A 25733-nucleotide genomic window follows, 5' to 3' on the forward strand; every position below is an offset into this window, starting at 1 on the left:
GCACGAATGAGAAGGGCAATCCCATGAACGGCATGTTTGACCTCACCGGAACCACCGCGGTTGTCACGGGGGCACGGCGTGGAATCGGCTTCGCCATGGCCGAGGCACTCGCCGCCGCCGGGGCGAACATCATCGGCGTGAGCGCCACCATTGAGTCCTCCGGCAGTGCCATCGAGAAGGCGGTCACCTCGTATGGCCGCACTTTCGAGGGCATCGCGTGCGACTTTGCCGACTCGGATGCCGTAGCCGCGTTGGGCGAGACACTCTCGACCCGCAACGTGGACATCCTCGTCAACAACGCCGGAACCATCGAGCGCGCCCCCGCCGCCGAGCACCCCACTGAACTGTGGGATCGCGTCATTCAGGTGAACCTGTCGAGCCAGTTCACGCTCACGCAAGCCATCGCTCGCTCGATGATCGAGCGTGGCCGCGGCAAGATCATCTTCACGGCATCACTGCTCAGCTTTCAGGGCGGCATCAACGTTCCCGGTTACACGGCAGCGAAGTCCGGCATCGCCGGCCTCACCAAGGCACTCTCCAACGAGTGGGCCAGCAAGGGCATCACCGTAAACGCAATCGCCCCCGGTTACATCGCCACCGACAACACCCAGGCCTTGCAAGACGACCCCGACCGTTCGAAGGCAATCCTCGGCCGCATCCCGGCCGGTCGTTGGGGTGTCGGGAGCGACCTCGCGGGTGCCACCGTGTTCCTCGCGTCACGCTCCTCCGACTACGTCTCGGGCGCCATCCTGAACGTGGATGGCGGCTGGATGGGCCGCTAGAGCTCACGCGCACGCTGTTGGTGCTGTTGGTGCTGTTGGCAATCCTCGCTGGCGCGCGCAGCAGGTGGTCTTCTCTATGGCCGGTGGCGGATCCAGATACGCCTCGAACGCCAGTTTTTGGCCATAGTCGGAGGGCGGCGCTGCCCCCTGCGCCGGTCAAAGCATTGCGGTCAGTACTCCGCCGTCAGCGCGCACGGCGGCTCCGTTCGTTGCAGATGAAAGCGGGCTCGAGAGATAGACGGCGAGGTTCGCGATTTCGGCAGGCTCGATGAAGCGCTCGAGGAGAGAGGTCTGGTTCCCCCCAATGATGGTCGCCTTCAGATCATCCGTCGAGAGTTGTTGCGCCTCGGCGATGTCGCGGACGGTATCGGCTACGCCGTCTGAGTAGGTCGGGCCGCCAAGAATTGTGTTAACCGTCACGCCGGTACCGCGGGTGAGCTTAGCTAGGCCGTTACTCAAGGCGAGCATTCCCGCCTTGGTCACGCCGTAATGCGTCATATCAGCGGGTATGTTTACGCCTGATTCGCTCCCGATGAAGATGATCCGGCCCCATCCTGCGTCGATCATCCTGGGCATCAACTCTCGGGACAGCCGGACTCCGCTCATCACGTTCACGTCGAAATAGCGCGACCAGTCATCGTCGGGTATTTCGGCGAAGGGCATCAAATCGAAGAGGCCGACGTTGTTAACAAGGATGTCGACGCGGCCGAGCGAATCGAGGAGGCGCCGCACTTCGGCGGCGTCCGCAAAGTCCGCCGCAATACCCGTCACGTTCCCACCAGGTACTTCAGCTTGGAGGTTCTTCAGCGCTTGCTGGAGCCGGCTGTCGTCACGGCCGTTGATGACCACCGCTACGCCCTCACGGAGAAGCGCCTTCGCGATCGAGTACCCGATCCCTTGCGACGAGCCACTTACAAAGGCACGTTTGTTTTCCAGCTGCATATCCATGGTCGAGGGACCTTTCGTTTTTTACTTGCTCAGTCAAGTAAAAACTAACCTCATTTGGTTGCTCAGTCAAGTAAACCTGTAACGTGTAACCATGACCGATTCCAGCGCCCCGAACCGTCTCACAGGAAATGACCTCGCGACGTGGGCGGCGCTTGCGACGGTACTGGAATGGCTGCCGCCCGCCCTCGACGCCCCTCTGATCCGCGGTTTCGATCTCACGCACTTTGAGTACGGCATCCTGTTCGCATTGGCTGACGCGCCGGACCACACGCTGAGGATGACCGTTCTGGCTGATTATGCGAACAGCTCGCTTTCGCGGTTGTCTCGAGCAGTGTCGCGTATTGAGGGACGGGGTTGGGCACAGCGCACTCGAGACCCCCTGGATGGGCGATCGATGCTTACCAGCCTGACCGAGGCCGGGCTGGAGATGCTCGACAAGGCCACCCCGGTGCACACTTTGTCGGTCACGGAATTTGTCCTCGATCCGCTCACAAAGGCACAACAGAGTCAGCTGCGAGAAATCAGTCTGAGTATCCAGCGAGCAATCCGGAAGCAGGAGGGATGGCAGCCGCCAAAATCACTCTCCTCCGACACTGACTAACAAACCAAGCCGGGCTCATCCTCAACGTGGATGGCGGGTGGATGGGTCGCTAGTCCTTACGCGCAATTACCGCTTCGGGCCGCAAGTCGAGGCGACGCAACAGCTGAGCGTTCGCCGCAACAACGACGGTCGAGGCCGACATGAGCAGCGCTCCGACGGAGATCGGAAGCACGAAGCCGATAGGGGCAAGCACTCCAGCTGCGAGGGGAACCGAGATCAGGTTGTAGCCGGCAGCCCACCACAGGTTTTGGCGCATCTTGCCGTAGCTGCGGCGCGAGAGTTCGAACACCGCAAGCACCGAGCGCGGGTCGTCGCTCGCGAGCACGACACCGGCCGAGGCGATGGCCACATCTGTTCCGGCGCCGATCGCGATTCCGACATCCGCTTGGGCAAGCGCTGGCGCATCGTTGACGCCGTCACCGACCATTGCGACGGTGCCGCCCGCTTTCTGCAGTTCGGCAACCTTGCTGGCTTTGTCTTCCGGATGCACGCCCGAAAACACCCGGTCGATACCGAGTTCTGCCGCCACCGACTGTGCCACAGCATCCGCATCTCCCGTGATCATCACAACCGTGATGCCCTTCGAGTGCAGGGCATCGATCGCCTGACGCGAGTCTTCGCGCACCTCATCCGCGAGGCCGATTGCGCCGATCACGTGACCGTCCGAGAGCACGTGCAGAATGATCGCGCCGTCTGCCGCCCACTCGGTGGTGGCCTCGATTGCCTGCTGGTCGTGCTGACGCAGCATGCTTGGCCCACCAACGCTGATCGTCGCACCGTCAACAGAAGCTTCAACGCCAACACCGCTCGACGAGCTGAAGTTTGAGGCAGTGACGCGTTCGAGTTCGCGGTCGTGCGCTGCCGCCACAATTGCCTTAGCCAGCGGATGCTCGCTGTCGTTCTCAGCAGCAGCTGCGAGCCGAAGCACCCGGTCTTCACTCGCATCCCCGACCGCCGCGACGTGCGTGACTGCTGGCTCGCCCTTCGTGAGGGTTCCTGTCTTGTCGAAGAGAACGGTGTCGACTTTGCGCATCGTCTCGAGCGCCAAGCGGTCTTTCACGAGCACTCCGGCGCGAGCCGCGCGCTCGGTCGAGATCGAGACGACGAGCGGGATGGCGAGACCGAGAGCGTGCGGGCAGGCGATGACGAGCACGGTGATGGTGCGCACGATGGCATCGTCGGGGCTGCCAACAAGGGTCCAGACGGTAGCGGTAATCGCAGCGGCACCGAGCGCGAACCAGAACAACCAGCCGGCAGCAGTGTCCGCAATGCGCTGGGCGGGCGACGAGGAGTTCTGCGCCGTTTCGACAAGTTTCGTGATGCCCGCGAGCGCCGTGTCATCGCCAATCGCCGTAACCTTCACGCGGATCGAGTTGTCAGTCGCCACGGTTCCCGCCACGACGCGGTCGCCCTCGCCGCGGGTAACCGGCTGCGACTCTCCGGTGATCATCGACTCATCCACCTCGGCTGAACCGTCAATCACTTCGCCGTCGGCGGGTACGCGTCCGCCGGGGCGCACGATGACGACGTCGCCAACAACGAGGTCAGACGGATGCACGGTGACAAAGTCATCCCCCTCAACTTTCTCCGCTTCATCCGGAAGCAACGCGGCGAGCGAATCGAGTGCGCTTGAGGTCTGAGCGAGCGACCGCATTTCGACCCAGTGCCCGAGCAGCATCACAACGATGAGAAGCGCGAGCTCCCACCAGAAGTCGAGTTCATGCGCAATCAGCCCAAGAGTGGATGCCCACGATGCGACGAAGGCGACCGAGATCGCCATCGAGATCAGCAGCATCATTCCCGGCTTGCGTGCCTTCAGCTCGGAGTAACCGCCGGTCAGGAACGGCTTGCCGCCCCAGAAGAACATTGCGGTGCCGAGCACCGGCGAGATCCAGTTGATAATCGCCAGGTCAGGCAACGTGTAGCCCAAGATTTGGGAGAACATCATGCTGAAACCGGCGACGGGGACCGCCAGTACGAGCATGATCCAGAAAAGTCGTCGGAACTGGGCGACGTGGTCACCATGACCACCATGGCCATCGTGGTTCTCGTGCCCTTGTCCGTGTTTATTGTGCGCGGCGTGCGCCGTCGTCCCGGTCGAGTGCGAGTCAACTGCGTCTGAGTCCTGTGCCGTCATCTCATCCATGGCCGCAATGTTATACCCCCCTAGGGTATATTTGCAACCCACATTTCTCAGGTCAGCGCTAGCGTAGAGCCGTGACTACTTTCAGCGCAGAAATCGTGTCCGCAGTACTCGCCCACATGAATAGCGACCACAACGGTGACAATTTGCTCATCGTGCGTGCGTTTGCGGAATCCTCTGCGATCTCCGCCGCGATGGTCGCGCTCGATGACACCGAAGGCACGTGGCAATACTCCGACGTCAACGGCATCGAGCACCACGTCACTGTGCCCTGGAGCACCGTAATCAGCGAGCGCGCAGAGATCCGCCATGAGATTGTGCGTCTCTATGACAAAGCATGCGCAAAGCTCGGGGTTGGGGCCCGACCGCACAGCTAAGGCGCGATCGGCACCCAAAGAAAAATCACCTCATACTGCCCCTAGCCAAACCATATGGGCGAGGGGTACGAATAAGGGTCAACAGCTCAATCATCGTGTTTGAGCAGAGGGGGCACTGCAATGACTACATCACCTAACCGACTGCTGGGCGTTATTTTTGGCGCGGTTTACGTTCTTGTCGGAATACTCGGCTTTTCCGTCACCAATGGTGTCGGCTTCTTTGCGACCGAGGGCGGTTTGCTCCTCGGTCTGTTCGAGGTCAACATCTTTCACAACGTCGCGCACATTCTGATCGGCGCGGCTCTTCTTCTCGCCGGAATCTCGAACAAGCGAGCCGCTCGCGCCACGAACTCAACCGTAGGGTTTGCCTACCTTGTGCTTGGTTTCGCTGGCCTGCTGCTCGTTGGCAGCCCGCTGAACATTTTGGCTCTCAACGCTGCAGACAACGTGCTTCACTTCGCAAGCGCTGTTGTTCTCCTCGCCGTTGGCCTCGGAGCAGACAAGCGGGCTACCGGCGTAAGCGCCTAGCCCGACAGCCTGCGCCGACTACGACCAGAATTGAGAGGAGAACAATCATGTCCACAATTACCCGAACCTGGATCGCCTTTGCCGCAATCGGCACCGGTCTCATCCATGTTGCGCTCGTGATCGGTTCTCCTCTCGCTCTGGCGATTCCCCTCGGCCTGCTTGGCATTGTCGAGTTCGGTTGGGGAATTCTGACCTTCGCTCGCGACGAGCTTCCGGCACCCCGTGCCGCAATGGTCGTCGCCGTAGTCCCCATTGTGGCGTGGGGACTGATGGTTGCTGCGGCATCCAGCCTGCAAATTCCTGCCCTAGCTTCAGTAATGGATGTCGTTCCTTGGGGCGCTGCGGCAATCTTCCAACTTTTTGTGGCCGGCACCCTGTCGCTGCACGAGCGTCGTGTTCGTGAGGGAAAGCGCGGCGAGAGCGCTGCGCCCGGAGCGGCACGCTACCTCACCGCTCTCATGGTTGGCGCGCTCGTGGTGTCTGCTCTCACCACTCCCGCTCTGGCCGCTACAGAGGCAGGGATCTATGCCCAACCGCATGGTGAGCACGACGGAACGTTCGTTCCTCAGCAAGATGAGGGCACGGGTGGGAACGACAACGATCTCTTCAATCTCCCCAACCACGACGGTCACTAGCGGAATCGCACAACAAATACTGCCCTTTCGGACGATGCGCCAAGGCCGCGTATCCCACTAGAGTGAGGGTCACCTAACTAACCTCGCTAGGAGACCTCAGTGGCCGTTATTCCGTTCTCCCAGGCTCTCCGTGAGCGCACGTGGTCAAGCCACGGCGATAGCGAGGGTGCAGATTTTATGAAAGATCTGATGACGGGCAAGGGCAGCCGCGATGACTACATCGCTCTCGTCGCTCAGCACTACTTCATTTACGAAGCCATCGAGGCCGCAGCGGCCCACTTTGCCGCGAACCCCGTGGCCGCACCATTCATCACCTCACAACTCACTCGCTTGCCTGCGATCGAAGCCGACCTAGAGTTTTTGATCGGTGCCGACTGGCGCGAGCAAATCACTCCCCTGCCGACCGCTGCCGCCTATGCAACACGCGTCCGCGAGATTGCGGCCCAAGACTGGGCTGGCGGGTTCATCGCCCACCACTACACCCGCTACCTCGGCGACCTTTCTGGTGGCCAAGTCATTCGCACCCTCATGCAGCGCCAGTTTGGTTTCGAAACCAATGGTGTCGGCTTCTACCTGTTTGACCAGATCGCGAAGCCAAAAGAGTTCAAGAACACCTATCGCGACCAGCTCGACGCTGTTGAGTGGGATGACGCCGAACGCGACCGCGTCATCGGCGAAGTTCTTGCCGCTTACAAGTTCAACACTGACCTGTTCGTCGACCTGTCCCGGGCAAAGGCCGCCGCCTAGCTAGCCCGCTTCAACTTGGGCCCGTAACGAGTCGAGCGTTTCCAGAATTGATACCGACACATCGAGTGGATGCTCGGGGGCCTCGGTTCGCCCATCCGCAATGTGTTGAGCGATCGCCGTCGTCTGGAAGGCGAGTCCCTCGCGACCACGCAATCCTGTTCCGTCCGTGAACTCGGTGCGCTCATCCCCGCTTACCCAAGCAAACCCGTTGGGGGCATAGAACGGTGTGCGAACCTCGATGCGGGCAAGGGTGCCACAAATGCGGGCCTCCGTCGGGGTGTCGGCGAGCATGGTCGTGTGCAGCACGGCCTGGGCCCCGGTGGCATGGTTGAGGATCATTGCAGCCTGCCCATCGACGCCGCTGGCGAGCATCCGTCCCGCTGCGATCAACGAGGTGGGTGCGCCGAGCGCAAAGCGCGAGAACCACACTGGATAGATGCCGATGTCGCGCAACGATCCGCCGCCCAGTGCGGGGTCGAACACCGGCTGCCCCTGAGGTTCACCAAAGTTGGCACCGAAGTCGGCGGTGACGAGTGTCACGTCACCGAGGTCGCCATTGCCGAGCATCCGGGAAATGATTGTCGTCTGAGGCAGGAACCGAGTCCACATTGCCTCCATCGCGAAAACTCCCGCAGCGCGGGCCGCGTCCACAATCACCTGAGCGTCGGCAGCATCGATGCCGAGCGGCTTCTCGATGAGCGCGTGCTTCCCCGCGGCAATTGCCAGCAGTGCCAGGGGGCGGTGAAAAGTATTCGGCGCCGCGATGTAGACGATATCTACCTCGGGGTCGGCGACGAGTTGTTCGTAGCTGCCATAGCTGCGCTCAATGCCATTCTGTTGCGCAAACTGTGCCGCACGCTCAGCTGAACGAGAGGCAACCGCAACAACCCGTTGATCGGTATTGGCGTGCATCGCGGCCACCCAGTCGGTAGCGATCCCGCCGGGAGCGAGCACTCCCCATCGCAGCGTTGGCCCACCTCGAAGCGGTGTTGCCGTCGGAGTTGGCAGAATCACGGCAGTTCCCTTCCTAAAAAGATCGAATCGGCACCACGGGCGAGCTCGACAAAGCCGAGGTGCCGGTAAAAAGCGATCGCGTTGTGATTGTCTTCGCCGACCTCCAGGTGGATGCCGGGCACGTCGCGAGCGCGAAGTGCAGCGAAGAGTGTCTCAAGCATGATCCGCCCAAACCCCTGCCCTTGTGCTCGAGGCAGCAGATCGATGTGAAGGTGTGCGGGATGACCCGCAATCACGCTGTCTGACGCATGCTGCGGTGAGTGCAGGTTAGCGATCAGTCCATCATCGAGGGTCGATCCCGTGACCAGGGGATACTGCGAGCGCAGCGCTGGCCACCATTCCTTCTCCTGCCAAGCCTCAAATTCACGGGTGTTAGCAGCGCCGAGTACATAGCCAGCGATCCCCTTGTCATCGGCAATGACAAAAGCAAACTCTGGTTGCCCGACGAGATATGGCCCCACATAAACGTGGCCAAGGAGGTCGGGATTCTCGTAGAGAGCGCTCCCATCGGCACCGGCATCCGCCGTCAATAAGCACACTCGGTAGGTGCCGGGAAAGTCCTGCAGACCTGCTAACCGGATGTCGCTCATGGCTTCACCATATATCGTGCGTCAACTGGTCTAGATTTCGCGTCACACGTTGGCCACGGAGTGGTCTAGACCGGGCACAAGAAACTGGCTGTTGACGGGCACTAGCCCCGAAAATTAGGGGATATACCCCAAAAATTTCATTGGCAGAATTCGAAAATTGGTCTAATGTGCCCTTTACCGGGGATAACCAAATGGACTCTAATGTGAGGGTGACCGTAGTAATGGAATCAACCCGAAACACACTCAGGGCGCGCCTGCGAGAGTTGGTCGCGTCGACCGAGGTTGGCAAGAGCCTGCCCAGCGAACGCGACCTCAGCGCACAGTGGGGTGTCGCCAGAATGACCATTCGTCGAGCAGTGGATGCTCTCGTCGCTGAAGGACTCGTTGAGCGTCGGCACGGCTCCGGAACCTACGTGACCCCCCAGCCTTTTGTTCGCCTCCTCGGACTCACCTCGTTCTCGCAAGACATGCGCGACCGCGGCCTTGAGCCAAGCGCGCGGCTGTTGGCCTACCGCGTGGCCGAAGCAGACACGGCAATCGCCGCTCAACTACAGATCGCCCCCGGTGACCCCGTCGTTAGTTTTACCCGCCTGCGGCTGGGCAGTGGCGAGCCGATGGGTGTTGAAACTGTGTGGATTCCCCAAGCCTTCGTTCCCGGGATCAACGGTGGCGAACTCGGTGGATCTCTCTACGAGCTTCTCAGCACCCGCTACCGCATCATCCCCGGCGCCGCGAACGTGTCTATTGAGCCGGTGCTCCCCGATCAACGCGTGCGCGAGTTACTCACCATTCCCGCAGATCAAGCCTGTCTGCGCATCCGCATGGTCGATTCTGATTCGCGCGGCACGATCATCATGATCGCCAACTGTTTCTACCGCGGTGACAAATATCAACTCACCGCTCAAGTGTCTGGCGCAGCATTCACTCCCGAACAAGCAAGGAATAGTTAATGCTCAGTGTTCTCGGTGTTGATGGCGGCCAGTCCGGCATCCGTCTCAAAAGCTCGGCCCAACCAGGAACCGTCGAGGTCGATGGTGTTAGCCGACTTGAGGGTGACACTGTTCGAGCAGTACACAATGCGATTGCCAGCGCCTGGAAACATGGTCGGTTCGCGCCAGTTGACCGCGTTGTTCTTGGCCTGACAACGTCCCCCCCTGACTCTGCCTCCGCAGCACGCCTGGGCTCCCTCATTGGAGCAACAACCGGGGCGCGCGAAGTGTGGATCGCCGACGACACCGTCACCTCCCACGCCGGAGCGCTCTCGGCCGAAGCCGGAGTCTCACTAATTACCGGCACCGGTGTCGGATGTCTCGCCCTGAAGAACAGCGGCGAATCTCGAGTTATCGATGGCCACGGCTACCTCCTCGGTGACGCGGGTGGCGGATTCTGGGTCGGCAGCCGCGGAGTAGCCGCTGTGCTCAAACAACTCGATGGCCGCGGCGAAACCACGCTGCTCACCGAACGAGCCGAAAGCCAGTTTGCGGGCCTCAAGAACCTTGCCGCCCGCCTTCACAGCGTGCACCGCCCAGTGAACCGCATTTCGCAGTTCGCTCGCGACGTGCTCACTGCTGCCGTCGAAGGAGATGCCGTAGCAAACGTAATCGTCAACGATGCCGCGCGAGAACTCTTCGAAACCGCTCGCGTTGGCCTCCACTGGGTCGGTCAAGACGCCCCACTCGCGCTAGGCGGCAAACTACTCGGCCCCAACACGGTGCTATTCGCCAGACTCGTGGAACTGCTCGCAGCGGAAGGGCTCTCTTTTCAGCCCGCTGATGCCTCATCCCTCGACGGAGCACTTCTTCTCGGCGCCGGCGAATCCGACAACATCTATCGAGAACTCATTCACGTGTGGAAAGAAGAGTCAGCATCATGACGCCACCCGCACTCAACGTCGAGTCCCCCGCTTCGCGCTACGTCACACACGCGATCGAACTCCTCGAACGGCTGCGCACCGACGAAGCCGAAAACATTGTTGCGGCATCCAGACTGATTGCCGACGCATTGATTGCCAAACGGATCGTTCATGTATTTGGCACGGGGCACTCCCACATGCTCGCCGAAGAACTCTTCTACCGGGCTGGCGGTCTCGTCAACGTGCACCCGATTCTCTTCGAGGGCCTCATGTTGCACGCGAGTGCACCGCTCAGCACCTCGCTTGAGCGCCTGCCCGGTCTTGCCGATGCTCTGCTGCTTGACCACCCACTTTCGCCAGGCGATGTGCTGATCGTTGCCTCGAATTCGGGAAGCAACGCGGTCACCTCCGAGCTCGCTCAGCGTGCGCTCGATCAAGGCATTCCCGTGATTGCACTGACGAGCCTCAACCACGCGACCTCGCCTGCCGCGCGGCCAACGCTATTACCCAAGCTTCATGAACTGGCAACGGTCGTGATCGACAACGGCGGCTCTGTTGGTGACGCCGCCGTCGACATCACCGGAATCGACAAGCGAGTTTCGGCAACCTCCACCGTCGTTGGTGCAGCGATTCTCAACGCGGTCATGGCAGAAGCCATTCAACTAACCGTTGACGAGGGAGTCATTCCCGACATTTATGAGAGCAGCAACACGAGCACCGGTGATGCTGGCAATCACAAGTTCACCACCAAAGTGACTGCGGTATGACAAGCGCCGATCGCACCACCCATCCTGGATCGCCCTTCGCGATCCGAGGCGTGATTGAAGGGTTCTACGGGCCGCCCTGGAGTCACGAGCAACGACTCGACCTCATCAGTTTTCTCGCCAAGCGCGGAATGAACACCTTCGTCTACTCGCCAAAAGATGACCCCCTCGTTCGCCACGAATGGCGCACACCCTATGTCGGCGCGGAGCTCACCCGCCTTGCCGAACTCATCGACCACTGTGCCGCGCTAAATATGACGTTCCTGTACTGCCTCTCCCCCGGCCTCACCATCAAATACTCCAGCAGCACCGATCACGAGATGCTCTTGGCCAAGTTCGACGCCGTGCGCGAATTGGGCGTCACCAGTTTTGGGTTGCTGCTCGACGACATCCCCACCCGGCTACAGCATCCCGAGGATAAGGCTGCATTCGCTGATCTTGTTGACGCACAACAGTCGCTGATCGGCACCGTGTTCTCGCAATTCAGTAGCGACACTCACCTCACTGTCTGCCCGACTCAGTACTGGGGCTATGGAACCGAGGAATACATCACCCGCCTCGGCACCGGGATTGATCCCCGAATTGACCTGTTCTGGACGGGGCGTGCGATTTGCTCCGCGACCCTTGATCTCACTGACGCCGCCGCGTTCGCACGATCGACCGGCCGCCCGCCGACCTACTGGGATAACTACCCCGTGAACGATGTTGCGATGGGCCACGAACTTCACATCGGCCCCTACCAAGGCCGCGACCCCCAGCTGTACCGCTTCTCCACCGGCATCATTGCCAACGGTATGGAACTCTTCGAGTCATCCAAGATTCCGTTTGCCACCATTGCCGATTATCTGCGCGACCCGGAGGGATACGACCCCGAAGCTAGCTGGAAGCAAGCCATTCTGGATGTCGTTGGCCCAGTCAACGCAGCCGATTTCAGCCTCTTTGCTGACACGGTTCGTTCCTCGTGTCTCTCGCTCGACGATGCTCCGGATCTCGCAGAGGCTCTTGAGCGCTTCACGTTCGAGGTGGACTACGGCGATCGCGCCCGCGCCGCAACTGAGCTACTGCAGCGTGCGAACTTAATGGTGCAGGCCGCGGATCGTTTGCTCGACGGCCCGGTTAGTAATCCTGAACTTATCGCCGAGGTTCGCCCGTGGCTTGAGTCGTTCCGGGTGGGCTCGCTTGCCCTCGTTGAAGTGGCGACGCTTGCTGCTGATGATCGACTTGATTCTGACGGTCCCGCAGTTCTTCGCCCGTTCCTCGATAGGCTGCGAAGTGCACACCGTCGAGTGTTTGGCGATCTGATCGATATGACTTTGGCGGAGCTTGTCGCCGCCGGGGGCTCACCACCCGCATCACCTGCTAATGCATCACCCGTTACTGCATCACCTACAGCAAAGGACTGATCATGACTATTAGGCGAAAGACGATAACCGGCGCCGTGGCAGCGCTGAGCGCCACTGCTCTCATTCTCACTGGTTGTTCGGCCGGCGGCGGCAGCTCAGATGACAACGTCTTGCGCATCGCGATGGGGTCACCCGGCGAAGCGCAAATTCGCGTGTGGGATGACGTTGCGGCTCAGTTTGAGGCAGCAAACCCCGACGTTACGGTCGAGATGAATTACCAGGACGATGACCTGTATCAAACGATTGGCCTCCCCAATCTGTTGAACGGACGCAATGCTCCCGATATCTACTTTGAGTGGGCGGGTGCTCGCCTTGAGCAGCGTGCCGCTGACGGCTTCGCCGCGGATCTTACTGAGGCAGTAACGACCGGGCCGATCGCCGGGCTTTTCGATGAAGACGTTTTCACCTCACTGACCGTCGATGACGCTGTAGTGATGGTTCCGCACGCTGCCGACGTCGCAAACGTGCTCTGGTACAACGAAGACATTTTTGCGGATGCCGGACTCACGCCTCCCACAACGTGGGATGAATTGCTGGCTACCTGTGACGCTCTGGATGCCGAGGGCATCATTCCCATCGCTTCGGGAAATAAGGATCTGTGGGCTGCCGGAAACTGGCTAGCCCACCTCACCTCGCGCGTTGTCGGCGAAGACGTCTACAGCTCGGCGCTTTCTGGAGAGACCGACTTCAACACTCCCGAGTGGGTAGAAGCCTTCGGCTACGTCAAGGAACTTGCCGACCACAACTGTGTCAACGAGAGCGCGAACGCTGTTGACGACAACGAGGGAGCACAACTCTTCTTCCAGGGCAAAGCGGCGATGCACGCTATCGGTTCGTGGCTCGTAAGCTGGGCAATCGATGAGGCCCCCGATCTCAACTTCGATTACGTGAACTTGCCAGCAATGCCGGGAGATGGCAACCAAGAGAGCGTCATTGGTGTTGTCACCGGCTATGTCGTCAATGCGAAGAGCAGCAAACAAGACCTAGCGGCAGAGTTCCTCGCTTTGCTCAACAACGATGAGAATGTTCAGGCCTTCATCGGTGCCGAGCTGACACCCATGGCCCTCTCGGCGTCATCGGGCGAAGACATTGACTCGCGCAGCGCCGGCCTCATCAACATGTTGGAGTCCGCTCCCGCTATCGTGCTCCCGCCAGATACTGGCTATGACCTCGAAACGGCAAACGCCCTCTATGCGGCACTTGCCGAAGTGCTTGGTGGTCAGAGCTCCCCTGAGGATGCCGTTGCCGGCATAGATCAGAAGATTGGCTAACGCATCCCCTTAGTTAGCCAACTTCGCTGATCGCCCGCCAACCCGAGGGTGGGCGATCAGCATCCTTCCCGAGAGGCACCGAGTCCATGAAGCCCAACCGCAGGGTCACCCCGTACCTGTTCTTGGTGCCCGCCATGGCTGTCTTTGGTTTCGCGGTGCTCTTTCCTGTGGTGATGACGTTCGCCTACAGTTTCACGGAGTGGAACGGCTACGGCACGATGGTGTTCGTCGGTATCGATAACTACATCAAGGCCGCGAATGATTCTGTCTTTCGAGATTCTTTCGTGCACGTCCTGATTTACATTGCGGCAACAATCGTGCTCGAGGTCATCGTTGGGCTTGTGCTCGCTGGCCTGGTGAGCGTGAAGCGGCGGGGATCGCTGTGGTTCCGGGTCGCAATTTTTACTCCTGTCATGCTCCCTATGGTGGTTGTCGCCGTGTTGTGGGCTTTCGTATACAACAACGACTTTGGTCTGCTGAATGCGGCCCTCGTGAATTTCGGCCTCGATGACCTGCAACGCGTGTGGCTTGGGGACCCGGCAACGGCTCTCCTCGCTGTGAGCGTCGTCTCCGGCTGGGTATATGCCGGTTTCTATATGACGATCTTTTATGCCGCCTTCAACCAAGTGCCGACCGAAGTGATCGAGGCGGCACGCTTGGATGGTGCCGACGAGTGGCAACTCTTTCGTCGCATCAAGGTACCGATGATCCGCAACGCCATCACCGTGGCGCTTCTGTTGTGCATCACGGGTGGTTTTCAGGGCTTCGATCTTTTCTATGTCATGACGAATGGTGGCCCTTACGGTGCGACGGAGATCCCGACGACCTATCTAGTCAAGTCTGTATTCACTTTCGGGAATGTTGGCTACGGATCCGCAATGGCTGTCGTTCTTACCGCGGTCGTCGTGGCGCTAGGGCTCGTCTTTACGAGGGTCAACCGCGAGAAGCCTGAAAGGGTGAGCGCGTGAGCACCGACATCCGTGTGACTGAAGCGCGGCAGGAGAACTCCAAGCGGGTCCGTGACTCCCGCTGGCCGAAGCCGCTGGGGCGCGTACCCGACCTGCTCTTCACTCTGTCGCTCATCGTTATCGCCGTTGTCTTCTTCTTTCCCATGCTTTGGATGGTGTTCTCTAGCTTCAAGTCGAACTCGGCCATTTTCTCCACTCCTTTTGCCCTCCCGACGGAGATTGACTTCGGCCGCTGGGTCGAGGCCTGGCAGATCGGCCACATCGGGCAGTACGCGCTCAACAGTGCAATAGTCACGGGAGTATCAGTGCTCGGCATCCTGCTGTTTGGTGCTGCGGCGGCCTTCGCTTTTAGCCGCTATCGCTTCCGCGGTCGTAACCTTCTAATGGGGTTACTCGCACTCGGGTTGCTGTTACCGTTGCAGTCGTACTTCATCGCGCAGTCAACGATGTTCACCCAACTCGCCATCACCGACACCCGCTGGGCTCTCATCATCCCCTACACCGCCATGGGGCTCCCGCTCGCGGTCTACCTGCTCAAGGTCTATCTGGATGCGGTGCCCGACGAACTCTTTGAGGCTGCCCGCATCGATGGCGCCAGCGACCTTCGCGTCTTCGGATCAATCGCGTTGCCGCTGTTGCGTCCGGGACTCGCCACCGTTGCCATCTTTTCTGCGCTCGCCAGCTGGAACGAGTTCCTCCTCGCCCTGCTCTATATCCAGGATGATGCGCTCAAGACAATCCCCACCGGCTTGCTGGCATTCTCCAGCCGGTATGTAACCGACTACGGTTTGCTGTTTTCCGCACTCTCGATAGTGACGCTGCCAATGATCGTGATCTATATCGTCTTCAACAAGCAGATCGTCGAAGGCATCACGGCCGGAAGCGTCAAGTAGCCCTCGCCACCGTCCGCCGACAGCGGGGCGTCCGCATCGTTAGGCCTCGATAGCGGGAATGGGTTGCGTTCGTGACATGAAGCGCACAACGTTGTCGTCAACGATGATGTCACTCGGTCGCAGCGGTCGACTCAAATAGAGGCCTTCTAGACTGCTGATTCGACTCAGCGCCACGTAGGTTTGGCCCGGAGCAAACGAGCGCGATCCGAGGTCGACGATGGCGCTGTCATAGGTTTTGCCCTGTGATTTGTGAATCGTGACGGCCCACGCGAGTCGCAGCGGAAACTGGGTGAACTCGGCAACGACATCTTTGCGCAGCGCTTTCGTTCTCGCAGAGTACGAGTACTTAAACTTTTCCCAAATCGCCGGCTTCACTTCGTACTCGCGACCGTCGACCTCCACCCAGACCGTTGACGCAATCTTGGTCACTGTGCCAACGCTTCCGTTCACCCAACGCTGGGTTCCGCCCTCGTTGGTGTCGTTGCGCAAGAACATGACTTGAGCACCAACCTTGAGGTCGAGCGCGTCATCGGCGGGATAGGCACGTCCACCAAACTCGCCAGAGATCTCTGCTTTCGCCGTGAGAACTTTGCCGGGCAGGCGTGCAAGTTCTGTGGCATTAATCCGGGTGACCGCACTGTTCGTTGTCGCAAGCGTGATCGTTCCGTCGGTCGGAGCAGGCCGCGCACCGACCGTATTTAGTCGTTCAGCAATCTCTGCCGTCACGCCGTTATGGCGCACGGCGTTCAACATGTACTTGAATTCACCTTCGTGCTGGCGGTGGATGCTCGTCAGTTCATAAATCGTCAGATCGGTCTGTTCCCACACGAGGGCATCGAAGAACCACATCGATCGGTAGCGATCTTCGAAGTAGGCTCGCTCATCCGGATCACCGGGAACCGGCGCTAGCTGATACGGATCCCCGAAAAGCACGACTTGCACGCCACCGAATGGTTCATTTTTGCGTTGGCGGGCCTGACGCAGGCTGCGGTCTATTGCGTCTAGCAGGTCTGCGTTGACCATCGAGACCTCATCGATCACGAGGGTTTCTATCGTGTTGAGTAGCTTGCGCAATTGAGGATTCTGCTCGAGCTCGTGATCGGCGATAACCCCAATGGGTAAGCGGAACAGCGAATGGATCGTCTGGCCACCAACATTGAGCGCCGCAACTCCGGTCGGCGCACAGATCACGATCTGCTTCGACGTGTTCTCTGAGAGATGATTGAGCAGGGTCGATTTCCCGGTGCCAGCGCGCCCCGTAACAAAGAGGTTTTCGCTCGTCGTTTCGATTGCAGCGAAAACGGCTGCTTGCTCTGGCGACAGGGTGATTTTTGACACGCAATCACCCTAATGCTGCTGGTGACGGCTCCCCACCTTCAGCAACACTTTGGTGGGGTCGGATATCTTTCTCCCGAGCCGTTTAGGATGTGTTAATGCGTCGCGAGCTTGTTACCTGGTCGATCGTTCTCGGGCTGATCATTACTGCCTTCGCGATCACCGTTGTCGTCCTGAATTCGACGATCTACAGTTCGCAGGGTTTCGTCCGCAGTTATCTCGGCGCTCTCGCTCGCCATGACATGACCGCGGCACTCGACATTGCTGACATCTACGTGCCTGAAGAGCATGGTGCGGCATCCGACGATGGTTCTGGGGCAACGCCCATTGATACGACCGGTGCTGGCTCTCTGTTGCTTGCTGGTTCGCACGATTTGCTGCGTCCTTCAGCGCTCAGCACTCTCGAAAACATCGAGATGGTTGACAGTAAGGCCAACGCCGACGGCACCCAGACGGTCACTTTCAGCTTTGAGTTAGACGGCCGAGCAGCAGAGTCGACTTTCGCTGTGACCCGGGCGGGAACTAACTTTGGTGTCTTCGCCGAGTGGGACTTCGTTACCCCTCCGCTCACAATCGTTCGGCTCACGGTTCTGAATTCTCAAGAGTTCACCGCCAACGGCACCGACTTCGTTGCAGCATCACCGGATGCGCCGTCTCCCTACGTTGTGTTGACTCCGAGCAGTTTCGACATCACCCACACCTCGAAATTCCTCACGGCAGAATCGATCGTTGTTTCCGCCACGGAGCCGGGCAGCACCGTGCGGGCTCGACTGGATGTCGTGGCAAACAAGGCGATGATTGCGCAGGTTCAGCGCGAAGTCGATGGATATCTCGACGAGTGTGCGACTCAGGTGGTCTTGCTTCCGACCGGATGCCCATTCGGGCAGCCCATGTCCAACCGCATTGTGACCACACCGGAGTGGAGCATCGCCGAATATCCGCCCGTATCTCTCACGCCCGGATCGGAGCCGTCGAGCTGGTTGATGCCTCCCACGGATGCCGCAGCCCACTTGCGCGTCGATGTGCGCTCGATTTTTGATGGCTCCGTTTCGACCTTCGACCAAGACGTGAGCTTCAGTGCGAGCTATCTCGTGACGTTCTTGCCGAATGACAAGTTGCTGATCACGGCCCAGTACCCCAACTAGCGTCGGTTGGCCAGCATCTCGTTGTAGGCGTCGAGTTCGGCATCCCCGTCACGTGCGGCTTTGCGGTCATAGCGCACAGACGCGCGGCCATCGCTGCGTCTCCACATGATGGCCACCGCGATTGCCAGCGAGATTGTCGGGATCTCTCCGACGCTCCACGCAATGCCACCGCCAATGCGTTGGTCTTGGAGCGCACTAACGCCCGTATCCCACCCCATAGCCCCATACCAGTCAGCCAGCAGAAGCCCGGTTCCTGTCATCAGGCCAAGCCCGAAGAAGGCGTGGAAAGCCATAGTGGCCAACAGAATGAGAAGCCGAATGGGGTAGGCGGGGCGATGGGGCGATGGGTCTGTGCCAATGAGTGACTGCACAAACAGGTAACCAGATCCCAAGAAGTGGATGATCATCCACTCGTGACCCACGTGGTCCGTAGTTGCCCAGCGGAACAGCGGCGTGTAGTAAAAGACCCACAGTGAGACCACAAAAATGGCCGCTGCCACCACCGGATGCCCGATGACAGCCAGATAGCGGGAGTGCACGATGAGCAGAATCCACTCACGCGCGCCGCGACTGCCATCGGTACGTTGAGCAATGGCACGCATCGCGAGGGTGATGGGAGCGCCGGGAACAAGAAGCACGGGGATCATCATGCCCAACGTCATGTGACCGAGCATGTGCATCGAGAACAGGTAGCCCTCGTAGACGTTCACACCACCGTTGGTGATGTAAAACAGCAACAACATGCCCATAATCCAGAACACGGTGCGGTAGATCGGCCAACGGTCACCACGTTTGTGGAGTCGCCAGACGCCCGCGAGGTAGAAGAAGACCGCGAAGGCACAAATGAGCACCCAAATGAGGTCGAAGCTCCAGAGGCTGAAGAGGTTGCTTGCAGACACCGTCGGCGGCAATGGAGAGCCAGTGAGGTAGGCGGCGGGGGAGGAGTCGGGAAGATCCGACGCCTCGATCTCAGGAACCGGGGTGGGCGTCGCTGCTAGAGCGGCAGCCGCACCGGATGCAAGTCCCATGAACGCCAGCTCGGCGGAGACAATCCACCAGAACCATCCTCGACTCTTGGTCTGATTCGATTCGAGTCGACCAATCGCATAGTTGCGATAGACGGCACCAAACAGGCCGAGCATGATCAGGGCGAAGACTTTGACGAGAACGAGGAGGCCGTAGGGCGTCAATAGGTTGCCGAGGTTCTCGACGCGGATCTCGGCGCTCACATAGCCGGAGACTGCCACAACGATGAAGCTGATGAGGGCAACCGTTGAATAGCGACGCAAGACAAGCGTCAGTCGGTTCTTGGTGAGCTTCGATTGCGCAATGGCGATCGTGAGAAGGCCGCCAAGCCAGAGTGCAGCGAACACGAGGTGCAAGAAAATTGCACTCGTGGCGGCATCGTGGTCGGCTGTTCCGCCACTGTGGCCCTGAAGCGCCATGGGCACAAGCCCGGCAACTGCGAGCACCAACACGAAGGCAAGCACGGTCTGGTTGCGCACCGCGAAGCACAACACTGTCACCGCAGCGCCTATCAGCACGGTTGCGAGCCAGGCTTGGCCTAACTCAGTTACGGTCAGAAAGCTCGCGAGAACGTCACCAAAGGCGCTTGTGAAGTCAATGGGTTGGTTGCGCACCGCCAGAAACGTGAAGAATCCCGTGAAAGCGGATGCCACGGCCCACAGAGCTGCGCCCGCTGCGGCAACGTCAAGAGTGAGCGTGAACTCATCGCGCTTCGGAGACATGGCAAAAATCGCGAGCATGAGCCCACCAATAGTGGCCGCAAGACCAAGATTGACGAAAAGCTTGGAGATCGGGAGTCCCCACCGAACGACGGCGCCGGGATCGAGCAAGATTGGTGCCTCAGCTCCACCACCGAACCGGAGACCGACAACAACTGCGGCGAAGGCGACCAGCAGCAGCATGGCGGGCCCGGCAATCCGGCTGATTCTAAGCACTAGTCAAGAGTACTCGGCGCACAATGAGAGCCAGCCCACGATGCTGGGACGCTAACCAACAATTGCGGCGTTAACCAACAAGGGCGGAACCCCGAAGGATGCCGCCCTTGTTAAGTTTGCTACTTAGCCCTTGGCTGCTGCCTTGAGCTTGCTGCCTGCACTGAGCTTTACGCCGTGGCTGGCCTTGATCTGGATTGCTTCACCCGTCTGTGGGTTGCGGCCGGTACGAGCCTCGCGGAACGTCTGCTCTGCAGCCATCCAACCTGGGATCGAAACCTTAACTCCGTTGCCGACCGATTCGGACAGTACAGCGAAGAAAGCGTCAACGACGCCGGATACGGCAGCCTGGCTCTGGCCAGACTGTGCGGCAACCGCCGCTACGAATTCAGTACGGTTTAGCGACTTGTCAGCCATAGTGGTCCTCCTCGGGACGTTGTGCAGTTAGTTGTTCCCGAACGTTAGAAAACGTTGGAACCGCTTGGAATCTACCAGCTTGACTTGGTAATTCCGGGCAACTCGCCCCGGTGAGCCATTTCACGGAAGCGAACACGGGAAACACCGAACTGCTTGAGGTATCCACGGGGACGTCCATCAATGGCATCGCGACCGCGTACGCGGATCGGCGAAGCATCGCGAGGAAGCTTCTGAAGTCCGAGGCGTGCAGCCTCGCGTGACTCGTCAGTTCCTGCTGGGTCGACGAGAGCCTTCTTCAGCTCGAGACGACGGGTAGCGTAACGCGCAACGATGACCTTGCGCTGTTCGTTCTTTGCAATCTTGCTCTTCTTAGCCATGTTTAGCGCTCCTCGCGGAATTCAACGTGCTTGCGAACCACTGGGTCGTACTTCTTCAGTACGAGGCGGTCGGGGTTGTTGCGACGGTTCTTGCGCGTCACATAGGTGTAGCCCGTTCCAGCAGTTGAACGGAGCTTGATGATCGGACGTACGTCCTGTGCCTTAGCCATTAGATTTTCTCCCCACGTGCAAGGAGGTCCTTGACAACGGATTCGATGCCACGAGCGTCAATAACCTTGATGCCCTTGGCGGACAACTGAAGGGTTACTTTGCGGCGAAGCGACGGTACGTAGTACGTCTTCTTCTGGATGTTCGGGTCGAAACGACGCTTCGTGCGACGGTGCGAGTGCGAGATAGCGTGTCCGAAGCCGGGAATGGCGCCGGTCACTTGGCAGGTTGCTGCCATGGTCATACTCCTGTTCTAGTTACCGTAAGGACTAAGCCTTACCCAAGATCACTTGTCGGCACACACACTGCATTCTGCTCACAGCCGCGCTTTAGTAAAAAAGCACCGCTCTAATCAGGGTGGGATGTGTGTGCGAGAGTGGAAGAAACCACTCGATCAACGGTATATGTTACGTGCTAGAGCACGCTGGGCACAACCCGAAGACGTCCACGATGTGATGCGGCTGGGTAAAGCCATGCTCTGCGGCCACATTCTTAGCCCACTGTTCCACCGCATCCGCCTTGATTTCGACGGTTGTTCCGCACTCGCGACAAATGAGGTGGTGGTGGTGAGAGTCGGGCGTGCAGGCCCGAAAGAGGCTTTCGCCGTCTTGCTGAAGCGAGTCAGCATCACCGGCTCCGGCAAGGTCAGCGAGCGCACGGTAGACAGTGGCCAGGCCGATCGAGCTACCGGCATCGCGGAGCGCACCGTGTAGCGACTGAGCGCTCACAAAACCCTCTGACTCGGTCAGAGCATCCCGCACCGCTTCTCGCTGCCACGTATTGCGTTTCATGGTTGCCATTCTAACTTTTGCCTGCCCCGCCAAAAGCGAAAATCGGCGCTCTGGATGCCCGGCTCACGCTGCGCCCACGACCCCGCCGAGCCCCAATAACGCGACACACCAGGTAGATCACAAAAGAGATAGTCGTGATGTACGGACTGATCGGCAGCGAGCCGCCAATCGCCAACAAAACACCGCCGGTTGCAGAGACGAATCCGAAAATCATGCTGAGCACAGGAACCAGGCGCGGCGACGACGACACGCGCATTGCGGCTGCCGCCGGCGTCACGAGCAAAGCCATCACAAGCAACGCACCGATGATTTGCACCGCAACAGCAACCATCAGACCGAGCAGCACCATGAACCCCAGCGAGAGCATCCGCGAAGGAACGCCACGCGCTGCCGCAACTTCGGGGTCGAGGCTGTCGAAGGTGAGCGGTCGCCACACCACAAACAGTGCAGCCAAGACAACAACACTGATCCCAATGAGCAAGCCAAGTTGCGGGCCGTCAACCGTAATGATTTGGCCGGTGAGGAGGCCAAACTTGTTGGCGCTTCGTCCGGGGTAGAGCGCCAAGAACAGGATGCCAAGACCCATCCCGAACGGCATGAGCACACCAATAATGGAGTTTCGGTCGCGAGCCTTCGCCCCGAGCATCCCGATCAGAATCGCGGCAATCAGCGAGCCTGCAATCGACCCGGCAACAACATTGACCCCAAACAGTAGGGCAGCGGCTGCACCCGCGAACGAGAGTTCACTGATGCCGTGCACCGCAAACGCCATGTCGCGCTGCATCACAAACACACCGATGAGCCCACCAGCAATACCAAGCACGGCCGCAGCGATCAGCGAAAACCGAACAAGGGAGAGGAGTTCTGAATAGTCAGTGAAGCCAGCAATCTGGCTCCAGAAATCGTCGAAGGTCATGCAACCTCCTCATCGTGGTGGTGATCGCCCTGAGGAATGCCAGCAACGACAACGCGACCACTAATGCGAACCACCTCCACGGGGGTGCCATAAAGCTCAGTCAAAACATCGCTGCGCAGCACCTCATCAGGGGTGCCGACCGTAAATTTGCCACCAGCCAAGTACAGGATGCGATCGACCATGCCCAGCACCGGATTCACATCGTGCGTGACAAAGATCACCGCAGTGTCATGATCACGACGACGAGCATCGATGAGCTCAGAAACTCCACGCTGATGCTGCAGATCAAGACTCAGCAGCGGTTCATCACACAACAACAACACCGGATCATCGGCGAGGGATTGCGCGACTCGCAAACGTTGCTGCTCTCCACCCGACAGCGAACCAATCGGTTGGCTCGCATAATCAGTGGCACCAACCGACGCGATCAGCTCATCGACTCGAGACCGCACACTGCGGGGGAGGGTCGGCACCCCAAAGCGGTGACCATTAACACCGAGTGTCACCAGGTCGCGACCGCGAAGGGGAGTACCCGGCGCCGCAAGTTTCTGCTGCGGAATGTACCCAATACAGCGATCACCACGGCGAGCCGGATGCCCGGCAACCGTTATCGTGCCGGCATCAAGTTTTTGCTGCCCCAGAATTGCCTTCAGCAGGCTCGACTTTCCCGAACCGTTTGACCCAAGCACCGCCACAAACTCGCCAGGTGCAACGTCCAGATTGAGTCCTGACCACAGTGTGCGGTCGCCGAAGCCGAGTGCACCACCACGGATGCTGAGAACGGGCGCCGCTGTCATTTGGGCACCGGGGTTGCGTAGATTAGCGGAGTCATTCGGCAAGTGCTGCTGCGAGCGCATCGAGGTTTGACGACATCCATTCGACATAGTTTGAGCCTTCTGGCAGCGTCTCGGTAAACGACACCACCGGGAGTCCGGCCTCAACGGCAGACAATTGCACGCGTTCGGTTTCGGGGCTGGCTGTTTGTTCGTTGTAGGCCAGCAGGGCGACGTCGCCTGATTCGAGGAGAGCAAGCACATCGCGCAACGCGGTTGGTGGAACGTCTGTGCCTTCTTCGATCGCTTCAGTGAATTCCGTTGGGGTGTCATTGTGAAGCCCGGCCGCCTCGAGCAGGTACACCGCTACCGGTTCCGTGACGACGACGCTGCGGTCAGCGGCCAACGCTGCGATTTGTTCTGTCTGCGTTTCGAGACTGGCAAGCTCGGCGAGGAAGGCCGCGAGGTTGGTGTCGAATTGATCGCTGGAGGCCGGGTCGATCGCGGTCAATTCCTCGGTGATGTGCTCGGCGATGTGCTCCATCGCGTGGAAGCTGTACCAGACGTGTTCGTTGAAACCCTCGATGTGGTCGTGGCCGTCATCGGTGGAGTGGTCTTTCGATTCGTCGTGTTCTGGATCATCTTCGAGGAGTCCAGAAGCATCAACGGCGGTGACCAGAATTGCGGATGCCCCGGCAGCTTCGTACAGCGCTTCAGCGAATGGGTCGTAGCCACCACCGTTGAGTACGACGAGTTCCGCACGAGACACTGCGAGCTGGTCACGGGCTGAGGCTTCGTAACTGTGCGGATCTTGCGCTACGCCGTCGACCAAGCTTGTGACAGACACGGCGTCGCCGCCGAGCGTAGCGACGAGGTTGCCGTAAACACTGGTTGACGCCACAACGGCGATCAATCCATCGTCGGCGACGGGGGTGGTTGATGAGCAAGCGGAGAGAGTGAGAGCGGAGACCGCCAGCACGGCACTTGCGGTGAGGGTGAGCGATCGAGGAGAGGTCAAGCGAGACATCTGAGTGTCCTTCTAAAGCCGAAGCTAGTAGCGGTAATGAGATTCGTTATCAATAGCATATACGCCACGGTCTGCCACCGCGAATCGAACCCAGCCCCGCACAAGAATTGGCGCTCAGATCATTCACATCCCATTAGGACGACTCGACGGCCGGCTCCTCCGACTCTTCGAGCGCATCCGCCGGAACATCACCCGATTCATTCCACGTCTTGATGATCGACCAACCAACGGCCGCAATCGGCACCGAGAGCACCGCACCAACGATCCCGCCGAGAACAGTTCCTACCGTCAATGCCACCAAAATGACCAAGGGGTGGATGCTCAAAGACTGTGCCATGACAATGGGCTGAAGCAGGTTGCCCTCCAGCTGGTTGACGAGCACCACGATGCCGAGAACTATCAGGGCAACAACCCACCCATTCGTCACCAACGCGACGAGGGCGGCCAGAATGCCGGCAACGGTTGCGCCGACCAGAGGGATGAAAGCACCAAGAAACACGATCACGGCAAGCGGGAGAGCCAGCGGCACCTGCAGAATCAGCAATCCCGCACCAATTCCTACAGCGTCTACCGCGGCGATGATGGCGGTTCCGCGAACATAGCCGCCGAGAGTGGTTACGGCTGTGCGTCCAATGCGGTGCCCGCGCTCACGGCGTACACCGTGCGTGGGCCGCAAGAAGAACTCCCAAATGTTGTCGCCATCTTTGAGGAAGAAGAACAGGATGACAACGCCGAGAAGCAGTCCGGTCACAACCTGAGCTGCAGCAGACACCCCCTGAATCGCACCGAGACCAAAGGATGCGCTCGTGAAGAAATCAAGAATTGCGTTCCACGCCTCGTCAAGAGCATTTTGATCAATGGGGAACGGCCCGTGGAGTGCAAACTCCTTGAGCTGATCGAACCCATCCGTCGCAGAGGTCGCAAGCTCAGACCATTGGTCACGCACGGCAAACACAACAACCGTGATGAGACCGCCGAGCACCAGAATTCCGCCAAGCAAAGTGATCCAGGTGGAGAGCATCCGCCCAACCCCACGCCGCCGCATCCACATCACCAGCGGACTCGCAGCCGCAGCAAGAATCAACGCAATCAGCACCGGAATAACAACGAGCTTCAGCTGGGTCAATCCAAAGATGGTCACCGACGCCAGCGTGAGCAGTAGCAACACCTGCAGCGCCCTCGTTGACCACGCACCAAGACGGTCCGTCCACATGGAGTGCAGACCAGTGCGCTCAGAATCAGCGTTGCGCTCGGAACCTGACAAACTTTTCGACTTGCTCATGCCGCCAGAATAGTCGCACGCCCCTCAC

29 protein-coding genes are annotated in these 25733 nt (G+C 59.5%); 14 read left to right on the forward strand and 15 right to left on the reverse strand.

Annotated elements, in window-relative coordinates:
- Positions 1-32: 32 nt before the first annotated feature.
- Positions 33-782 (forward strand): SDR family oxidoreductase, encoded by a 750-nt coding sequence (locus AC061P_RS13745; protein WP_480392183.1) that lies wholly within the window; start codon positions 33-35, stop codon positions 780-782.
- 156 nt (positions 783-938) lie between these two features.
- Here the strand turns inward: AC061P_RS13745 and AC061P_RS13750 are convergent, their stop codons facing one another.
- Positions 939-1730 carry an SDR family NAD(P)-dependent oxidoreductase gene (locus AC061P_RS13750; protein WP_480391479.1) on the reverse strand — a complete coding sequence of 264 codons (792 nt, stop codon included), beginning with the start codon at positions 1728-1730 and terminating at the stop codon, positions 939-941.
- Positions 1731-1821: 91 nt separating this feature from the next.
- On the opposite strand from AC061P_RS13750, the gene AC061P_RS13755 reads away from it, so the two are divergent.
- Positions 1822-2331 carry a MarR family winged helix-turn-helix transcriptional regulator gene (locus AC061P_RS13755; protein ID WP_449647815.1) on the forward strand — a complete coding sequence of 170 codons (510 nt, stop codon included), beginning with the start codon at positions 1822-1824 and terminating at the stop codon, positions 2329-2331.
- Positions 2332-2380: 49 nt separating this feature from the next.
- Here the strand turns inward: AC061P_RS13755 and AC061P_RS13760 are convergent, their stop codons facing one another.
- Positions 2381-4468 (reverse strand): heavy metal translocating P-type ATPase, encoded by a 2088-nt coding sequence (locus tag AC061P_RS13760; protein ID WP_480392184.1) that lies wholly within the window; start codon positions 4466-4468, stop codon positions 2381-2383.
- Between the two features lie 80 nt (positions 4469-4548).
- Between AC061P_RS13760 and AC061P_RS13765 the strand changes: the two genes are divergently transcribed.
- The 4 genes from AC061P_RS13765 (at position 4549) to AC061P_RS13780 (ending at position 6761) form a co-directional block, all read left to right on the forward strand.
- Entirely contained in the window at positions 4549-4851 is a 303-nt protein-coding gene (locus AC061P_RS13765) for a DUF2470 domain-containing protein (RefSeq protein WP_480391480.1), read from the forward strand.
- 120 nt (positions 4852-4971) lie between these two features.
- A complete protein-coding gene (locus AC061P_RS13770; protein WP_449647817.1) occupies positions 4972-5379 on the forward strand; it encodes a DUF4383 domain-containing protein in 408 nt (135 codons plus the stop codon).
- Between the two features lie 47 nt (positions 5380-5426).
- On the forward strand, positions 5427-6014 hold the full coding sequence (locus AC061P_RS13775) for a hypothetical protein (RefSeq protein ID WP_449647818.1): 588 nt from the start codon (positions 5427-5429) through the stop codon (positions 6012-6014).
- Positions 6015-6113: 99 nt separating this feature from the next.
- Positions 6114-6761: a biliverdin-producing heme oxygenase gene (locus AC061P_RS13780; protein WP_449647819.1), complete on the forward strand. Its 648-nt coding sequence runs from the start codon at positions 6114-6116 to the stop codon at positions 6759-6761.
- Here the strand turns inward: AC061P_RS13780 and AC061P_RS13785 are convergent, their stop codons facing one another.
- Together AC061P_RS13785 and AC061P_RS13790 are read right to left on the reverse strand one after the other, a co-directional pair.
- A complete protein-coding gene (locus tag AC061P_RS13785) occupies positions 6762-7775 on the reverse strand; it encodes a Gfo/Idh/MocA family protein (protein WP_480391481.1) in 1014 nt (337 codons plus the stop codon).
- On the reverse strand, positions 7772-8365 hold the full coding sequence (locus AC061P_RS13790) for a GNAT family N-acetyltransferase (RefSeq protein ID WP_480391482.1): 594 nt from the start codon (positions 8363-8365) through the stop codon (positions 7772-7774). The genes AC061P_RS13785 and AC061P_RS13790 overlap by 4 nt, the downstream gene beginning before the upstream one ends.
- Before the next feature lie 221 nt (positions 8366-8586).
- Here AC061P_RS13790 and AC061P_RS13795 point away from each other — a divergent pair, with 221 nt between their 5' ends.
- The 7 genes from AC061P_RS13795 to AC061P_RS13825 all read left to right on the forward strand — a co-directional run bounded on the left by AC061P_RS13795 (position 8587) and on the right by AC061P_RS13825 (position 15516).
- Positions 8587-9315: a GntR family transcriptional regulator gene (locus tag AC061P_RS13795; protein ID WP_480391483.1), complete on the forward strand. Its 729-nt coding sequence runs from the start codon at positions 8587-8589 to the stop codon at positions 9313-9315.
- The gene (locus tag AC061P_RS13800; RefSeq protein WP_449647823.1) at positions 9315-10238 is read left to right on the forward strand and encodes an N-acetylglucosamine kinase; all 924 of its coding nucleotides are present in this window, start codon (positions 9315-9317) and stop codon (positions 10236-10238) included. Before AC061P_RS13795 ends, AC061P_RS13800 begins: the two co-directional genes overlap by 1 nt.
- Positions 10235-10984, forward strand: a complete 750-nt coding sequence (locus AC061P_RS13805; protein WP_480391484.1) for an SIS domain-containing protein — start codon at positions 10235-10237, stop codon at positions 10982-10984. The genes AC061P_RS13800 and AC061P_RS13805 overlap by 4 nt, the downstream gene beginning before the upstream one ends.
- On the forward strand, positions 10981-12384 hold the full coding sequence (locus tag AC061P_RS13810; RefSeq protein ID WP_480391485.1) for a protein O-GlcNAcase: 1404 nt from the start codon (positions 10981-10983) through the stop codon (positions 12382-12384). Before AC061P_RS13805 ends, AC061P_RS13810 begins: the two co-directional genes overlap by 4 nt.
- A 2-nt stretch (positions 12385-12386) precedes the next feature.
- Complete coding sequence (locus tag AC061P_RS13815) at positions 12387-13655, forward strand: ABC transporter substrate-binding protein (RefSeq protein WP_480391486.1); 1269 nt, start codon at positions 12387-12389, stop codon at positions 13653-13655.
- Positions 13656-13741: 86 nt separating this feature from the next.
- Positions 13742-14623 (forward strand): carbohydrate ABC transporter permease, encoded by an 882-nt coding sequence (locus tag AC061P_RS13820; protein WP_449647827.1) that lies wholly within the window; start codon positions 13742-13744, stop codon positions 14621-14623.
- Positions 14620-15516: a carbohydrate ABC transporter permease gene (locus tag AC061P_RS13825; RefSeq protein WP_480391487.1), complete on the forward strand. Its 897-nt coding sequence runs from the start codon at positions 14620-14622 to the stop codon at positions 15514-15516. The genes AC061P_RS13820 and AC061P_RS13825 overlap by 4 nt, the downstream gene beginning before the upstream one ends.
- 39 nt (positions 15517-15555) lie before the next feature.
- Here AC061P_RS13825 and AC061P_RS13830 read toward each other — a convergent pair whose 3' ends face one another.
- Complete coding sequence (locus tag AC061P_RS13830; RefSeq protein WP_449647829.1) at positions 15556-16854, reverse strand: ATP-dependent DNA helicase; 1299 nt, start codon at positions 16852-16854, stop codon at positions 15556-15558.
- Between the two features lie 95 nt (positions 16855-16949).
- Here AC061P_RS13830 and AC061P_RS13835 point away from each other — a divergent pair, with 95 nt between their 5' ends.
- A complete protein-coding gene (locus AC061P_RS13835) occupies positions 16950-17996 on the forward strand; it encodes a hypothetical protein (RefSeq protein ID WP_480391488.1) in 1047 nt (348 codons plus the stop codon).
- Here the strand turns inward: AC061P_RS13835 and AC061P_RS13840 are convergent.
- The 10 genes from AC061P_RS13840 to AC061P_RS13885 all read right to left on the reverse strand — a co-directional run bounded on the left by AC061P_RS13840 (position 17993) and on the right by AC061P_RS13885 (position 25705).
- A complete protein-coding gene (locus tag AC061P_RS13840) occupies positions 17993-19924 on the reverse strand; it encodes a bifunctional copper resistance protein CopD/cytochrome c oxidase assembly protein (RefSeq protein ID WP_480392185.1) in 1932 nt (643 codons plus the stop codon). The genes AC061P_RS13835 and AC061P_RS13840 overlap by 4 nt on opposite strands.
- A 156-nt stretch (positions 19925-20080) precedes the next feature.
- Positions 20081-20371 (reverse strand): HU family DNA-binding protein, encoded by a 291-nt coding sequence (locus tag AC061P_RS13845; RefSeq protein ID WP_449647831.1) that lies wholly within the window; start codon positions 20369-20371, stop codon positions 20081-20083.
- Positions 20372-20442: 71 nt separating this feature from the next.
- Positions 20443-20748 carry a 30S ribosomal protein S14 gene (gene rpsN / locus AC061P_RS13850; protein WP_449647832.1) on the reverse strand — a complete coding sequence of 102 codons (306 nt, stop codon included), beginning with the start codon at positions 20746-20748 and terminating at the stop codon, positions 20443-20445.
- A gap of 2 nt (positions 20749-20750) precedes the next feature.
- Positions 20751-20918: a 50S ribosomal protein L33 gene (gene rpmG / locus AC061P_RS13855; protein ID WP_009773536.1), complete on the reverse strand. Its 168-nt coding sequence runs from the start codon at positions 20916-20918 to the stop codon at positions 20751-20753.
- Positions 20918-21154 carry a 50S ribosomal protein L28 gene (gene rpmB, locus AC061P_RS13860; RefSeq protein WP_010204490.1) on the reverse strand — a complete coding sequence of 79 codons (237 nt, stop codon included), beginning with the start codon at positions 21152-21154 and terminating at the stop codon, positions 20918-20920. Before rpmB ends, rpmG begins: the two co-directional genes overlap by 1 nt.
- 169 nt (positions 21155-21323) lie before the next feature.
- Positions 21324-21707, reverse strand: coding sequence for a Fur family transcriptional regulator (locus AC061P_RS13865; protein WP_449647833.1), 384 nt, complete (start codon positions 21705-21707; stop codon positions 21324-21326).
- A gap of 10 nt (positions 21708-21717) precedes the next feature.
- Positions 21718-22623 carry a metal ABC transporter permease gene (locus AC061P_RS13870; RefSeq protein WP_480391489.1) on the reverse strand — a complete coding sequence of 302 codons (906 nt, stop codon included), beginning with the start codon at positions 22621-22623 and terminating at the stop codon, positions 21718-21720.
- Positions 22620-23420 (reverse strand): metal ABC transporter ATP-binding protein, encoded by an 801-nt coding sequence (locus tag AC061P_RS13875; RefSeq protein WP_449647835.1) that lies wholly within the window; start codon positions 23418-23420, stop codon positions 22620-22622. The genes AC061P_RS13870 and AC061P_RS13875 overlap by 4 nt, the downstream gene beginning before the upstream one ends.
- Positions 23421-23451: 31 nt before the next feature.
- Complete coding sequence (locus tag AC061P_RS13880) at positions 23452-24423, reverse strand: metal ABC transporter solute-binding protein, Zn/Mn family (RefSeq protein ID WP_449647836.1); 972 nt, start codon at positions 24421-24423, stop codon at positions 23452-23454.
- Positions 24424-24556: 133 nt separating this feature from the next.
- Positions 24557-25705, reverse strand: coding sequence for an AI-2E family transporter (locus AC061P_RS13885; protein WP_480391490.1), 1149 nt, complete (start codon positions 25703-25705; stop codon positions 24557-24559).
- Positions 25706-25733 lie beyond the last annotated feature (28 nt).

The organism is Rhodoglobus sp. G.S.4, assembly GCF_056619605.1.

Bases quoted from the DNA above. Each gene is read 5' to 3' on its own strand.
- AC061P_RS13745 (WP_480392183.1), top strand. From the start codon at position 33: ATGTTTGACCTCACCGGAACCACCGCGGTTGTCACGGGGGCACGGCGT.
- AC061P_RS13750 (WP_480391479.1), bottom strand. From the start codon at position 1,730: ATGGATATGCAGCTGGAAAACAAACGTGCCTTTGTAAGTGGCTCGTCG.
- AC061P_RS13755 (WP_449647815.1), top strand. From the start codon at position 1,822: ATGACCGATTCCAGCGCCCCGAACCGTCTCACAGGAAATGACCTCGCG.
- AC061P_RS13760 (WP_480392184.1), bottom strand. From the start codon at position 4,468: ATGACGGCACAGGACTCAGACGCAGTTGACTCGCACTCGACCGGGACG.
- AC061P_RS13770 (WP_449647817.1), top strand. From the start codon at position 4,972: ATGACTACATCACCTAACCGACTGCTGGGCGTTATTTTTGGCGCGGTT.
- AC061P_RS13775 (WP_449647818.1), top strand. From the start codon at position 5,427: ATGTCCACAATTACCCGAACCTGGATCGCCTTTGCCGCAATCGGCACC.
- AC061P_RS13790 (WP_480391482.1), bottom strand. From the start codon at position 8,365: ATGAGCGACATCCGGTTAGCAGGTCTGCAGGACTTTCCCGGCACCTAC.
- AC061P_RS13795 (WP_480391483.1), top strand. From the start codon at position 8,587: ATGGAATCAACCCGAAACACACTCAGGGCGCGCCTGCGAGAGTTGGTC.
- AC061P_RS13800 (WP_449647823.1), top strand. From the start codon at position 9,315: ATGCTCAGTGTTCTCGGTGTTGATGGCGGCCAGTCCGGCATCCGTCTC.
- AC061P_RS13805 (WP_480391484.1), top strand. From the start codon at position 10,235: ATGACGCCACCCGCACTCAACGTCGAGTCCCCCGCTTCGCGCTACGTC.
- AC061P_RS13810 (WP_480391485.1), top strand. From the start codon at position 10,981: ATGACAAGCGCCGATCGCACCACCCATCCTGGATCGCCCTTCGCGATC.
- AC061P_RS13815 (WP_480391486.1), top strand. From the start codon at position 12,387: ATGACTATTAGGCGAAAGACGATAACCGGCGCCGTGGCAGCGCTGAGC.
- AC061P_RS13820 (WP_449647827.1), top strand. From the start codon at position 13,742: ATGAAGCCCAACCGCAGGGTCACCCCGTACCTGTTCTTGGTGCCCGCC.
- AC061P_RS13835 (WP_480391488.1), top strand. From the start codon at position 16,950: ATGCGTCGCGAGCTTGTTACCTGGTCGATCGTTCTCGGGCTGATCATT.
- AC061P_RS13840 (WP_480392185.1), bottom strand. From the start codon at position 19,924: ATGCTGCTGCTGGTCGCCTTCGCCGCAGTTGTTGTCGGTCTCCGGTTC.
- AC061P_RS13845 (WP_449647831.1), bottom strand. From the start codon at position 20,371: ATGGCTGACAAGTCGCTAAACCGTACTGAATTCGTAGCGGCGGTTGCC.
- rpsN (WP_449647832.1), bottom strand. From the start codon at position 20,748: ATGGCTAAGAAGAGCAAGATTGCAAAGAACGAACAGCGCAAGGTCATC.
- rpmG (WP_009773536.1), bottom strand. From the start codon at position 20,918: ATGGCTAAGGCACAGGACGTACGTCCGATCATCAAGCTCCGTTCAACT.
- rpmB (WP_010204490.1), bottom strand. From the start codon at position 21,154: ATGGCAGCAACCTGCCAAGTGACCGGCGCCATTCCCGGCTTCGGACAC.
- AC061P_RS13865 (WP_449647833.1), bottom strand. From the start codon at position 21,707: ATGAAACGCAATACGTGGCAGCGAGAAGCGGTGCGGGATGCTCTGACC.
- AC061P_RS13870 (WP_480391489.1), bottom strand. From the start codon at position 22,623: ATGACCTTCGACGATTTCTGGAGCCAGATTGCTGGCTTCACTGACTAT.
- AC061P_RS13875 (WP_449647835.1), bottom strand. From the start codon at position 23,420: ATGACAGCGGCGCCCGTTCTCAGCATCCGTGGTGGTGCACTCGGCTTC.
- AC061P_RS13880 (WP_449647836.1), bottom strand. From the start codon at position 24,423: ATGTCTCGCTTGACCTCTCCTCGATCGCTCACCCTCACCGCAAGTGCC.
- AC061P_RS13885 (WP_480391490.1), bottom strand. From the start codon at position 25,705: ATGAGCAAGTCGAAAAGTTTGTCAGGTTCCGAGCGCAACGCTGATTCT.